11 protein-coding genes are annotated in these 12,920 nt (G+C 72.9%); 6 read left to right on the top strand and 5 right to left on the bottom strand.

What is annotated here, in order from left to right:
• Window positions 1-70: 70 nt before the first annotated feature.
• Window positions 71-2,512, bottom strand: coding sequence for a polysaccharide lyase 8 family protein (locus ACFVGW_RS04250; protein ID WP_385850710.1), 2,442 nt, complete (start codon window positions 2,510-2,512; stop codon window positions 71-73).
• Window positions 2,513-2,716: 204 nt separating this feature from the next.
• Here ACFVGW_RS04250 and ACFVGW_RS04245 point away from each other — a divergent pair, with 204 nt between their 5' ends.
• Both ACFVGW_RS04245 and ACFVGW_RS04240 read left to right on the top strand, forming a co-directional pair.
• Window positions 2,717-3,790 carry a substrate-binding domain-containing protein gene (locus tag ACFVGW_RS04245; protein WP_385850709.1) on the top strand — a complete coding sequence of 358 codons (1,074 nt, stop codon included), beginning with the start codon at window positions 2,717-2,719 and terminating at the stop codon, window positions 3,788-3,790.
• 69 nt (window positions 3,791-3,859) lie between these two features.
• Window positions 3,860-4,690, top strand: coding sequence for an isocitrate lyase/phosphoenolpyruvate mutase family protein (locus ACFVGW_RS04240; protein WP_385850708.1), 831 nt, complete (start codon window positions 3,860-3,862; stop codon window positions 4,688-4,690).
• 63 nt (window positions 4,691-4,753) lie between these two features.
• On the opposite strand, the gene ACFVGW_RS04235 is transcribed toward ACFVGW_RS04240, so the two are convergent.
• Together ACFVGW_RS04235 and ACFVGW_RS04230 are read right to left on the bottom strand one after the other, a co-directional pair.
• Window positions 4,754-5,161 (bottom strand): ATP-binding protein, encoded by a 408-nt coding sequence (locus ACFVGW_RS04235; RefSeq protein ID WP_385850707.1) that lies wholly within the window; start codon window positions 5,159-5,161, stop codon window positions 4,754-4,756.
• Window positions 5,162-5,516: 355 nt separating this feature from the next.
• Entirely contained in the window at window positions 5,517-6,272 is a 756-nt protein-coding gene (locus ACFVGW_RS04230; protein WP_385850706.1) for a GntR family transcriptional regulator, read from the bottom strand.
• Between the two features lie 215 nt (window positions 6,273-6,487).
• Between ACFVGW_RS04230 and ACFVGW_RS04225 the strand changes: the two genes are divergently transcribed.
• Complete coding sequence (locus tag ACFVGW_RS04225) at window positions 6,488-7,651, top strand: substrate-binding domain-containing protein (RefSeq protein WP_385850705.1); 1,164 nt, start codon at window positions 6,488-6,490, stop codon at window positions 7,649-7,651.
• A 102-nt stretch (window positions 7,652-7,753) separates the two neighbouring features.
• On the opposite strand, the gene ACFVGW_RS04220 is transcribed toward ACFVGW_RS04225, so the two are convergent.
• Window positions 7,754-8,410 carry a response regulator gene (locus ACFVGW_RS04220; protein ID WP_385850704.1) on the bottom strand — a complete coding sequence of 219 codons (657 nt, stop codon included), beginning with the start codon at window positions 8,408-8,410 and terminating at the stop codon, window positions 7,754-7,756.
• Window positions 8,407-9,594 carry a sensor histidine kinase gene (locus tag ACFVGW_RS04215; RefSeq protein WP_385850703.1) on the bottom strand — a complete coding sequence of 396 codons (1,188 nt, stop codon included), beginning with the start codon at window positions 9,592-9,594 and terminating at the stop codon, window positions 8,407-8,409. Before ACFVGW_RS04215 ends, ACFVGW_RS04220 begins: the two co-directional genes overlap by 4 nt.
• Before the next feature lie 123 nt (window positions 9,595-9,717).
• Here ACFVGW_RS04215 and ACFVGW_RS04210 point away from each other — a divergent pair, with 123 nt between their 5' ends.
• From ACFVGW_RS04210 to ACFVGW_RS04200, 3 genes are all read left to right on the top strand, one after another.
• Window positions 9,718-10,377, top strand: a complete 660-nt coding sequence (locus ACFVGW_RS04210) for a response regulator (protein ID WP_385850702.1) — start codon at window positions 9,718-9,720, stop codon at window positions 10,375-10,377.
• A gap of 180 nt (window positions 10,378-10,557) precedes the next feature.
• Window positions 10,558-11,775, top strand: coding sequence for an amino acid decarboxylase (locus ACFVGW_RS04205; protein ID WP_385850701.1), 1,218 nt, complete (start codon window positions 10,558-10,560; stop codon window positions 11,773-11,775).
• 306 nt (window positions 11,776-12,081) lie between these two features.
• Window positions 12,082-12,891: an MHYT domain-containing protein gene (locus tag ACFVGW_RS04200; protein ID WP_385850700.1), complete on the top strand. Its 810-nt coding sequence runs from the start codon at window positions 12,082-12,084 to the stop codon at window positions 12,889-12,891.
• Window positions 12,892-12,920: the final 29 nt, after the last annotated feature.

Below are 12,920 nucleotides of genomic sequence, written 5' to 3'. Positions count from 1 at the left end.
CGGCCGGGGAGGCGCCGTCCTGTCCGTGCGCGGCACGCGGGCCAGGGCCGGCGCCTCCCCGGTCCTCGGGTCAGCCGAGGCGTACGGTGATCTTCTGGGGAGCGCCGGCCCGGCCGGTGAGGTCGCCGAACGTGAGCTTCAGCGACGCGCCGGTCGTGGCGGCGGTGACCGTGGCGGGCTTCGAGAGCACCTTGCTCACCCTGCGGTTCCAGACGATGTTCAGCGAGGTGGCCTGGCGGGCCGGGTCGGAGACGACGATCGTCGCCGTGCCGTTGCGGTGCTCCCGTACGAGGACGGAGGCGGGGCCGCCCGCGTGGATCCTGTCGACGGTGCCCGCCGTCCAGAAGTTCACCGCGGTGAAGCCCAGCTTCGGGACCCGTACCCCCTGCTGATCGGCGGAGTTGGCGAGGATCCGCAGCCACCCCTTGTCGCAGGCCCGCTGGGCGGTGGACCTGGCACTGGCCCCGGGCAGGAGGACGTAGGCGTAGTCGCCGTCGGCCGGATCGACGCCGTGGTCGGTGAAGAGGGTCAGATAGCGGCGGGTGATCGGGTCCGGGGTGCCGCCGGTGTTGATCTCCCTCCAGGAACCGGTGCGCTCCTCGCGGACCGCTCCGATCCTGGCCCCGCCCGGGAACACGTACCCCGCCTGCCCGGCTATGTGGGCCCACTCGACGTCGTCGAAGGTGGCGGTCCAGCCCTGCGTCACCGGCTGCGCTCGGCCGTCGACCGTCAGGCCGGGGGCACCGGCGGCGCCGAGCGCGCGGTTGTCGACGGTCGTCTCGACGGAGTGACCGTCGGCGGAGGTGATGCCGGCCCCGAGGCAGACGATGGAGTCGTCGAGGCAGAACCAGGACTTCCTGGCCTCCATGGTGCTGGAGATGCCCTTGAGGTGCTGACCGACGGCGGCGTACTCGCCGTCGGTGGTGCCGCCCACCCAGGCGGCGTCCGGCATCGGCTGCCCCCAGTTGCCGCCCTCGCCGTCGGCGAGGGGCTTGCGCGAGGCGGTGATCCCGGGCAGACGGTACGGGTCGACGGTGGGCCAGTAGGCGTCCGAGTACTGCTCCAGACCGAAGTCGCTGCCCCACCAGGAGAGCCAGCCGGCGCCGGTGTGATAGCCGCGGGCGTGCTCGCCGTTGCCGAACTCGTAGTGGGCGATGCGGTTCGAGGCCATGGAGAGGGAGGCCGCCCAGCCGCGGCGGCGATGGGTGGCCCGTGCCATGTCGGGGAAGAGCCGGTGCTCGACGGGCTCGGGGGCGGCCTCGACGGCGGTGTCGTCCTGGAGGGCCTGCAGGAGTGAGGCCCTGATCAGGCTCAGTCCGGGGTTCTTCAGTGCGGGGTAGTGGTAGTCACGCTGCAGCCAGCCCTTGACCATCGCGCGCCAGCGGGCGTTCTCCTCGGCGCTCGCCCCCTGACCGACGAGCAGGATGGTCGCCATGAGCCCGTGCGCGCGCTGGTGGTCGCTGGTCCCGACGCGGCTGATGCCCCGGCTGCTGACGTTGTCCATCATCAGACCGTTGTAGATGAACGGTGCGACGGCCTTCTCGATCGTGTCGAGGAAGAGCTGGGTGCCGGCGTCCCGCACCTCCCAGCTCGACCCGCGCAGCAGGGCGAGCAGCCGTCCCACACCGTCGTGCAGGACCGCTCCGTACCCGCCGATGTAGGGGACGTTGCGGTGCTGGACGAACGATCCGTCGGCGTAGAAACCGTCACCCGAGGTGACGTACGGGAAGACCGGGGCCAGCGCCTGGGAGGCCAGCGCGATCCTGCCCGCGTCCTTGCCGACGATCCCGCGCAGGATCACTCCCCGGCACAGGTCGACCCGGTTGGCGCCGGTACTGGTGCCCGTGTACGAGGCGAAGACCGAGTCCGGCACGAACGCGTCCACGGCCCGGCAGTAGGAGGCGATCTGCTCCGCCGACAGGTGGTCGTACATCAGTACGCAGGTGTCCATCAGCGCCTGTGGTGCGCCGATCTGCCAGTTGTACCAGTTGCCGTACCGCGCGGTGGTCTCGTTGTAGACCTCCGCGTAGAGGTGGTCGAGGCCGGCGATGACGGCGTCACGGAGCCCGGCGTCCCCGGTCAGCCCGGTGCCCGGCTGGGAGTAGGCCTCGGCCATGGTGCGCAGCCGGTTGTAGCTGTCGTTCATGACCGCCGAGAAGGCGTACGACTCCGCGTCGAGGTCGGGCTCGGGGTCGGTCCAGGAGCGGCCCGGCCAGAGCGAGCCGCTCGCCGGGGCCATGGTCGCCCGGTAGCCGGCCGCCGTCGCGCCGAGCCCGCCGAGGATGGTCCGGTAAGGCTCCGCCGTCGGACTGAACCCCGTCCCGAGGATGAGGTCGCGCCACTTTCCGCGCAGCGCGTCGTACTCGGCGTCCGACGCGGCGGCGGACGCCCCGTCGGACGCGGGAACGCCGGAGGCGGCGGACGGGTGCGCGAGCGTCCCCGTGAGTCCGAGGGCGAGCGTGCCCCCGCCCGCGGCCTGGAGGAACGTGCGGCGGCGCCAGGGAGATGGCATGGGAGACGACCTTTACGGGAGGAGCGCGTCGTTGCCTCGGCGCTGTCGCTGGCTCGTAAGCGTGGGGTTTCTAACACGCAGAAAAGCAGGACAGCAACACTTTGGACAGGAACAGCCACCGACTGTCCATTCAAAGCAAAACAGACAGGATCGATCAGAGGATGGCTACACTGCCCGTGAACTGGGGTGTCTTCGGAGGGGAGCGTGGCAGTGCACGCGGAACACAGGCATCAGGCGATCCTGCGGAGACTGCGGGAAGAAGGCTCGCTCCGAGTCAGCGACTTCGCTGCCGAGTTGGGCGTCTCCCCGGTCACCGTCCGCCGTGATGTGGAGATCCTCGCGGACCGTGGTCTGGTCGCGCGTGTCCACGGCGGGGCCATGCTTCCCGAGACCTGGGCAGAGACCGCCACGGCCGAGGCGGCGCCCGCAGCGGCGTCCCGTGGCGGCCGGGAGCGCGTGATCGGACTGATCGTGCCGTCCGCCGACTACTACTACCCCGAGGTGATCAAGGGTGCGCGCGAGGCCGCCGCCGCCCGCAACGTCCGGCTCGTGCTGGACATCTCGGGGTACGACGCGGACGAGGAGCGCGCACAGGTCGAACGGATGGTCGGCGACGGGATCGACGGACTGCTCGTGGTCCCGTCCGGGCCGCGCGGCTGGTACGAGCAACTGCCCGTTCCCGTCGTGATCGTGGAGCGCCGCCCCGAGGCGGACGAGGTCGCCGGGATCGACCATGTCGTGTCCGACCACGTGCACGGAACACGCCTGGCCGTGCGGCACCTCGTGGAGGCGGGCCGCCGCCGCATCATGCTGCTCGTCCGCGGGACCAGCCCGACCGCACAGGGCATCATCGAGGGCTTCGAGGCCGGCGTACGCGCCGCCGGGCTGGAAACGCCCGGCTCGGTGTCCGTCTTCGACACCGGGGACGCGGGGCCCGGGAGCCTGGAGCACGACGGCCCCTTCGAGCAGCTGCTCGACGCCGCGGCGGAGGGCCGCGTCGACGCCGTCATCGCCCATCCCGACCAGGAGGCGCTCGTACTGCTGAGACGGTTGCGCGCGCGGTCGATCCAGGTGCCAGGCGACGTGGCGATCGTGGCGTACGACGACGAGGTGGCGGGGCTCGCCGACATCCCGCTGAGCGCGATCGCCCCCGCGAAGCACGAAGTCGGTTCCGCCGCCGTGGAGTTGCTCGTCCGCAGGCTCGACCAGCCGGACGCTCCGAGGCACCGGCTCTTCGTCCTGCCGAGGCTCCGGGCGCGCTCCTCCAGCGGCGGCTGAGCGGTCCTCCGCGTCCGCCTCGGGCCACCGGACTGCGGGCCGGATCGTTCCCCGCTGCCTCGTGGTGCAATGTCGTTCATGGCGACACTTCTCGAGAAGGCCGAGCTGTTCCGTTCCCTGCACGTGCCGGGCGCGCCGCTGGTCCTGCCCAACGCGTGGGACGGCGCGTCCGCCCGTGTGGTCGCCGCGGCGGGCGCCAGGGCGATCGCGACCACCAGTGCCGGGGTCGCCTGGTCGCTCGGTCACGGCGACGGCGATCACCTGACCCGCGATCAGGCACTCGACGCGATCGCCCGGATCACGGCCGTGGTCGACGTGCCCGTCACCGCCGACGTCGAACGCGGCTACGCGGCCGACCCGGACGGCGTCGCCGAGACCGTACGGGGTGTTCTCGCGAGCGGAGCCGTGGGGATCAACCTGGAGGACACCCTGCGGCCCGTCGCCGAACAGGCCGAACGGATCGCGGCCGCCCGCGCGGCCGCGGACGGGGCCGGCGTCCCGCTGTTCGTCAACGCCCGCATCGACACGCACCGCCTTCCGCCCGGTGACCGCACGGCCTGGCTGGACGAGACGCTCACCCGTGCCCGCGCCTACGCGGCGGCCGGGGCGGACGGCGTCTTCGTTCTCGGCACCCCGGACGCGGAGACGGTCAGGACACTCGTGGCCTCCCAGCCCCTGCCGGTGAACGTGCTCGCCGGCCCCGGCACACTGCCCGTACCGGAACTCGCCGCAGCGGGAGCCGCGCGCGTCAGCGCGGGATCCTCCATCGCCGAGGCGGCGTACGGGCTGGTCCGGCGGGCCGCCCGCGAACTGCTGGAGAACGGCACGACGGGTGCGCTGGAGGGCGGATTCGACTACGCCACCCTCAACGCGGTGCTGCTTGCCGGACGCGCGCGCTGAGACGCGGCCGGCACACGGCCACGGGCGCTGCCGCCCATCGCCAAGACCGCGCTGGGCCGCGGTTCAGCCGGCGTGGACCGTGAACCAGACCCATTTGCCGTGGTCGCCCACGGTGGTCACTCCCCAAGCCCCGGCCACCGCGTCCAGCAGGTCCAGCCCCCGGCCCGACTCCAGCTCCGTCTCGACGGTGTCCTGCTCGTCCCGGCTCGACCGCGCCCCCGAACCCATGTGGGGGTTCGTGTCGAAGACGGCTCCGGTGACCACGCCGGCGCTGCGGTCGTAGCCGAGGGCGACCTCGATGGCCGGTCCGTCCGCGTGCCGGACCGCGTTCTGGACGATCTCGCTCAGGAGCAGGGCCGCCATGTCGACCTCGTCGCCGCCGTCGGGCGTGATCCGGTCCAGGACATGCCGGGCGTCGGCCGCAGCGCGGGGATGGCGGGGGAGGACGGCGATACCGCTGTGTGCGTTCATGGCGAACTCCAGGTCTCTGGTGCGCCCCTGTCGGGCGGAACGGTCCCCCTCATCGCTTCCGTGGCGGCCGTCGCGTCGACGGCGCGTGTCCACGGGATCAGCAGTGCCGCATTCACCGGGGTGCGGCGCCGCCCTGCCGAGGAGGGGGAGAGGAGGGCGGCGCCGCGCCACTCCTCCATCGTCCCGGCGCTTCCAGGCCCGAACCGGTGCCCATGGTCGGCATCCGAAGTGACGAAAGTGGGGGGTCCCGCGCGATCCGGTCCCGGGCCCGGATCGCGCCCCCGGCCCTGACTTTCGATCGCCCTGATCGAAATAGCCGCGACCCCGGCGCGAGGCGACCGGAAGGCCGGACTGCTCAGGAAGGAACCACGAACGCGTAGTCGAGTTCCCCGCGCGCCGGGTCGACCCGCAGGTCGGTGACCTCCAGCGGCCGGTCGAACTGGTCGTGCACGAACTGCCGGACCGCGAGCCACATCCGCTCACAGCCGGACCGGTCCACCCGCACCCGGTCACGGCGGACGGGTTGCAGCCCCGACTCGACCATCCACAGGTACAGATGGCGAAGGTCCGGCTCGGACTGGGCGGGCCGGGTACGGAGCCTGCGGACCCGCCTGCCCAGCCGGGGCACATGGGCGACCGCGGTGGGGGAGAAGTACGAGATCGTCTCCTGGACCGGCTCCCCGCACAACAGCGTGAGCCCATGGCGGTGGACGAGCGTGGGCTGCTCGGTGGCGAGGCCGAGCAGCGCCTCGACCGGTGGCGGTACGGGCTCGTACGACAGGTGGGCGTGGGAGCGGACCGCAAGGCCGTCGAAGGCCGCGCCGACGGGGAACAGCGGCTGGGGGAGTGCCCCCGCGGTCGGCCGCGCCGGCACCGCACGACCCGTGTACGTATAGGTGCCCGAGCGGTCGGTGTGCACCAGGCCGCGGGCCCGCAGATGCTCCAGCGCCCGCCGTAAGGTCTGCCGGTTGACCCCCAACGAGGTGGCGAGCACCCGTTCGGCGGGGATCCTGCGAAGCCCTGAGGTCGCGCCTCCGGCTCGCTGGGCGTCCTGGATGATCTGCTCGGCCAGCCGCATGTACAGCGGTACGGCCCCGGGTGCGCCGGGCACGGTGTTCCTTTCGGGGGAATGCCGCATCCCCCGGGTGGACCGCCTCCTGGCTGCGGTGGACCCACGGGGAACGTGGCGGTCATGCCGCGACCATATTGATCGCTCTTTCGATCGTCAAGATCGATCGAGCGATCGCTCGAAATCGCCCGTTCTGATCGGACGAGTAGGGTGATCTGCCAGGGGCGGAGGGCTGACCAGGGCGAACGGGAGACGGTGTGCGGTACACGGTGGACGAACGCCATGAGCGGATCGTGGAGCTCGTGCGGGAGTACGGCAGCCTGCGCGTGGCCGACCTCGCCGAGCACCTGGGGATCTCCGCCGTCACGGCGCGCCGGGACGTGGAGGCGCTGGCGTCCGTAGGCCGCCTCGACCGGGTCCGCGGGGCCGTCCACTGGCCGGGCACCCCGGCACCCCGGGGCCGTACGCCACAGGCCCTTCCCGAGTCCCGTTCCGCGGAGCGCGCGCGGGAACCGCAGGACGTGGTCGTCGGCATGGTCGTCCCGCAGTCCCGGCACTACTTCGGGGAGGTCGTCCGGGGGGCGAGGGAAGCCGTCACGGCGGCCGGCGGACGGCTCGTCCTGGGGTACTCCAACTACCGGCTCGACCAGGACGAGACCCAGATCCGGCGCATGCTGGAGGCGGGCGTGCACGGTCTGCTGCTCACGCCCAGCTGGCCGAGCGGGATCGGGGGAGCGGAGACCGAGGGCGACGTTCCCGTGCCCGCGGTCCTCCTCGAGCGCCGGGGGGAGGTGGGGACAGGGGCCGCCGGCCTCGACCGGGTCTGCACCGATCACGCGGGCGGCGCAGGGCTCGCCGTCCGGCACCTGGTCGGCCTGGGGCACGAGAGGATCGTGCTCGTCGCCGGAGACAGCCCGACCACGGTGCAGATGCGGGCCGGGTACGAGGAGGCGCTGCGGGCCCTCGGGGTGACCGCCCCTGCGGTCGAGCCCATCGTGCTGGAGCCCGGTGAGCGCGCCCCGGCCGGCATCGACGCCGCCGCGGAGCGGCTGTCCGGGCTGGTGGCCGAGGGGAAGGTCACCGCCGCCATCGTGCTGAGCGACACCGACGCGATTCTGCTGCTCCAGAGCCTGCGTGGGCTCGGCGGACGGATCCGGGTTCCCGACGACCTCGCCCTGGTCGCGTACGACGACGATGTGGCGGCCCTCTCCGACCTGCCGCTGACGGCCGTGGCGCCACCGAAGTACGAGGTGGGCCACACCGCCGCCACCCTGCTGCTCCAGCGCGTGCGCGAACACGCCACCGGAGCGGCCGCCGGTGCCCGGCGCCACCTCGATCTGCTTCCCGAGCTGCGGGTCCGCGCGTCCTGCGGCGAGTCGGCCGAGGGGCGTCCGGGGGCGACTCCGCCGGAAAAACTGTAGGAACTGTAGGAACCTTCAAAGTGGTTCGATCGATCGTACTGATCGATGGATCGAAATACCGATCCCTCTCTTCCCGTCGAGGCGGCGCTCGGCAGGGCGGGATCAGTCCGCGTCCAGGCCCGCGCGAAACGCCACGCGGGCCGCCTGGACCCGGCTCTCCGCGCCCAGCTTGGCCAGGACGGCGCTCACGTACCCCTTGACCGTCCCCTCCGTGGTGCCGAGTTCGGCCGCGATGCCGCTGTTGGTGAGCCCCCGGGAGAGCAGCCGGAGGACGTCCCGCTCGCGTCCCGTGAGCGAGTCGAGCCGGCCCTGCTCCTCGGGACCGAGCGCGGGCGCGCCGCGGACCAGGCCGTCCACCAGCCGCCTCGCCACCGGCGGGCCCAGGGCGGACCGCCCGCCGTGGACGTCGCGGATCGCGCGCAGCAGCTCCTCCGGCGGAGTGTCCTTGAGCAGGAACCCGGAGGCCCCGGCCCGCAGCGCCGTCCGTACCTGCTCGTCGTCGTGGAAGGTGGTGAGCATCAGCACCTTCGGCGGCTTCGGCAGCGCGAGCAGCCGGGGCAGGGCGGCCAGGCCGTCGGCGCAGGGCATCCGGATGTCGAGGAGAACCACGTCCGGCCCGGTCTCCTCCGTCCGCACGACGGCCTCCTCCCCGTCAACCGCCTGGCCGCACACCTCCATGCCGTCGCCGGCGTCGATGATCCACAGCAGTCCGCGCCGGGTGATCTCGTTGTCGTCGGCGAGCAGGACACGGATGCTCATGGCGCTCCTCGTGAGGGTGCTCCCCGGCGGTGGGGGATGAAGGCCGAGAGCAGGAAGCCCCCGTCGTGCGGCCCCGCGGTCAGTGTCCCGCCGAGCAGGGCGACCCGCTCGCTGAGGCCCACCACCCCGTGCCCGCCGCTGGGCAGGTCGGGCGAAGCGGCGCGGGTGGGGGCCGTGTTGGCGACGGAGAGGTGCACGCCGTCGGCCCGGCAGTCGACGTCCACCCGCACGGTCGCGCCCGGAGCGTGCTTGGCGGCGTTCGTCAGCGACTCGCGCACGATCCGGTGCAGGGCGCGCTGCATCGGCAGCGGCAGGATCTCGGGATGGCCGTTCACCCGCAGCTCCACTTCCTGGCCGCGCTCACGCGCGTGCGCCACGAGGTCGGACAGCTCTTCGGTGTCCGGCCCGGACGGCACCGCGGCCCGTACGCCCGCCCCCTCTCCGGCCGTCACCCGGGAGGGGGCGAGCACGCCGAGGATCTCGCGGAGTTCCTCCAGCGCCTGACGGCCGTCGGACCGGATCAGCTCGGCCGTGCGGGCCGCCTCCGGAACCCCCGCGGCGGGGCCCGACTCCAGGGCACCCGCCGCCAGCACCATGTTGCTCACCCGGTGGCCGACCACGTCGTGCATCTCCCGGGCGATCTCCGCCCGCTCCTCGGCCCTCGCCCGCTCGTCCATGAGCCGGTTCTCGCGCTCCAGGACGGCCACCCGGGCCTGCACGGCCGCCGTCAGATCACGCCGTACACCGACCGCGTAGCCGACGGCGAGCGGCCCGACGATCGCGGCCAGCGAGTACGCGGCCTCCCGGATCCCGGCGTTCGGCAGCCCTCCGCGCAGCCCCGCGAGACCGGCGACGAACCCGGCCACGCCGTACGCGCAGAGCACCTTCAGCCGCCGGTCCAGGCTGCCGACGGTGTACATCGCGGCGGCGAGCGCCACCGGGGTGAAGGACACCACGTGCATGACCGTCACGAACACCGCCACCAGGTGGGGCTGGCGTCTGCGCCACCACAGGCTCAGGCCGACCGCCGCCGCACAGGCCGCGATCACCGGTGTCGGCAGACCGGTCAGCAGACCGCTGGACGGCTTCACCCAGGAATCGGCGATACCGAGGGCGACGACCACCGCGGTGACCAGGGCGTCGACGCGCCGCGGAGGCCAGCGGGAGAGCGGCGTGGCGGCCATGCCGCCACGGTAGCCAGCGAGAGGGCCCGGGGCACGGCGAGCAGCCGCGGGCCTCACCCGTACGGTCCGTCCCGTCGCCCGCCTCCACGATCCGGGCGAGCATGGGGCCATGGGGTTCAGCTCATGATCACGGTCCTCGTCGCGGACGACGACTCCGCCGTACGGGACGGGCTGCGGGCCGTCATCGACGCCGCGCCGGACCTGCGTGTGGTCGCCGAGGCGTGGGACGGCCACTCCGCGGTCGACCAGGCACGCAGCCTGCTTCCGGACATCGTGGCGATGGACGTGCAGATGCCCGGCATGGACGGGATCACCGCGACCCGGCGGCTCGGAGAGCTGCCGAATCCGCCCGCCGTCCTCATTCTCACCACGTTCGGCCGTGACGAGTACGTCGAGCAGGCCCTCGCGGCCGGGGCGGTCGGCTTCCTCGTCAAGGACACGCCGCCGGCCGAGCTGCTCGGCGCGCTGCGCAGCGTCGCCGAGGGCCACGCGGCGTTCGGCTCCACGGTCACGGGCCACGTCATCGACCTGACCACGAGGGACGGGGGTGGGGCGACCACCGCGGGCGACCCGCGCGTCGCCTCGCTGACCGCCCGCCAGACCGACGTGCTGCGGCTGCTCGGCCGGGGGCTCTCCAACGCGGACATCGGGACGGAACTGGGGATGACCGAGGGCACGGTCAAGGCGCACGTCACCCAGCTCCTGGCCCGGCTGGAGGTGTCCAACCGGGTCGAGGCGGCCCGGATCGCCTACCGCTCGGGTCTCTCCACGGACGACGCGTAGCAAGGGCTCCCACACCTGTCGAAAGTCGGCGGTAGCACCCCACTTCCGGGAGGCGGGGGCGCCGCGGTCGGCCGGTGACGATGGAGAACGGATGCCGTGCGCAGTCGTGTCCCCCCACCCCTCCGCGCGGCTTCGCCCTGACACGGCGGCAGGCATCGGTGGGGGAGAAGCCCGGTCGACATGTCCCTCACGGAGAACACGGCTGCACGCAGGACCTGGGTCCTGGCACAGGGCAGCCCGCTGAGCCACTGCATCACCGGCCTGATCGTCCCCGCGCTCGGCGGCACCGTGCTCGTCCAGCGGGACGCCCCCGCCCCGCTGCTCGACGGCCTGGTCGTGTCCGGCCTGGACGCCCGCACGATCCCGCCGGTCCTCGACCCGGAGCACGGGATCGCGCACTGTGTACGGCCCGAGGACCTGGCCGCGGCGGCCGGGGAGCGCACCGACGTGGCGGCGGCCTTCGTCGCATCACCCACGCGGTACGGCGCGGTGGCCGACATCCGGGCACTGGCCGCCGCCGCGCACGCCTCGGGCGTACCGCTGATCGTCGACGAGAGCCGGCGCTCCCCCCTCTTCGGGCGGCACCCCGGGCTCCTGCCCGACGCCCTCGCGCACGGCGCGGACCTCTCCGTCTCCTCAGGACCCGCTGCCGTACTGCGGCTCGGGGACGGACCTCATGCCGAACTGCTGAGGCCGCTCGTCGAGCGTGCCGTGGAGCTGACCCGGCAGACCGGTTGCGACTCCCTCCCCCCGCAGTCGCTCGCCCGGGACTGGGACCACGTCCTCGCCTCGCTGGAGACGGCCGCCGCGATCGGCGCGGGCGTCCGCAAGGAGGGCCGCTTCTCGCTGGTCGCCGACGGCTTCGGCGACGTTCCCGGAATCGCCGGCGCCGACCCGCTGAGGATCGCGATCAACACCCGCGTCGGAGGGGTAGCCGGCCCCCAGGCCCACCGGCTCCTCGACCGTGCGGGCCTCGGCCACCGCCTCGTCGGTGCGACCGGGAGCGTGCTCACCCTGGCACTGGGCGAGGACGCCGAGCCGGACGCCGAGGCCTTTCTCGACGCGCTGCACGCCCTGCCCACCTCCGACGACGACCCGGCGGAGCCGCTGAGGCTCGCGCTCCCCTCCCCGGGTCCCGGCCGGCTGACCATCCGCGCCGCCTTCTTCGGCCACCACCGAGTCGTGGACTGCGCCGAGGCCGTGGGCATGGCCTCCGCCGCCCGGGTCACCGCCTGCCCACCCGGAGTCCCGGTGCTCCTGCCCGGCGAGGTGGTCACCGCCGAGTCGGTCGCGTACCTCCGGCTGCTCGCCCGGTCGCGGGGAGGCCGGATCGGCGGCGCCGCGGACGCGGACGCCACGACGCTCCGGGTGGTGCAGGAACCCACCGGCCTCTGGTGAGTCCGCGGTTCCGCCGAACAGAGCGGAATGCCAGGCTCCGGACCGTCAAGGTCCGGTGGTCCCCCTAGGGCAGAAAACCCCGGGAATTCCCGTGATCCACATCACGCGTGGGCGTGTGCCCGGGTGGTCCGGAATTCCGGCCCGTCCGAATGACACGCATAGACCGTCACCGAACTCACGGGTAGGGCAGCACGCCGTACCGCCGACCGGTTCGCATCACGGTCAGGAAACATTTCGCCGAATTCCCGCCGCCCATACGGACTGTTAGCGTCCATCGCCGCGAACCGAACTGTGAACGGAGGGAATGTGGCTCACCTGCACCATTTCGGGGCCGGTTGGATTTCCCCGGTCCTGGCCTACGCGATGGCCTGCGTCGGATCCGCTCTCGGACTGCGGTGCACCGTACGGGCGTTGGCCACCGAGGGCCGCTCGCGCCGTAATTGGCTGCTGACCGCCTCCGCCGCCATCGGCTCGGGAATCTGGACCATGCATTTCATCGCCATGCTGGGCTTCGGAGTCGCGGGGTCCGCGATCCGCTACGACGTGCCGCTCACCTTCCTCAGCCTGCTGGTGGCCATGGCCGTGGTGGGCGCGGGGGTCTTCACCGTCGGCTATGGCCGCTCCCGGGTGCGCTCCCTGCTGCTCGGCGGCCTGGGCACCGGGATCGGTGTCGGGGCCATGCACTACCTCGGCATGGCCGCCCTCCGGCTGAACGGCAACGTCGGCTACGACCTGCCGCTGGTCTCCCTGTCCCTCGTCATCGCCGTCGTCGCGGCAACCGCCGCGCTCTGGGCGGCACTCACGGTCCGGGGAACCGCGGGCGCCGTGATCGCCTCGCTCGTCATGGGCGCTGCCGTCAGCAGCATGCACTACACGGGCATGGCCGCCGTGCGGATCACGATCGGCCCGACCCGCGCGGTGCTCGACGGAGTCACGGCCATGGACTTCGTCTTCCCGCTCGCCGTCGTACTCGGCTCGTTCCTCTTCCTGGCCTCCGCATTCGTCGCCCTCTCACCGACGACGAGGCATGCCGCTCCCGGGGCCACCGCCCCCGACGGGGTCCCCGGGCGCACGGAGGTCGGCCTTCCGCCCACCGCGGAGCCTTCCGCCGGATGAGCGCCGAACCCGTCCCCGACCGCAACTCC

It is taken from the genome of Streptomyces sp. NPDC127129, from assembly GCF_042671585.1.
Classification (GTDB): domain Bacteria; phylum Actinomycetota; class Actinomycetes; order Streptomycetales; family Streptomycetaceae; genus Streptomyces.
This window is presented reverse-complemented; position numbering and strand designations above follow the sequence as displayed.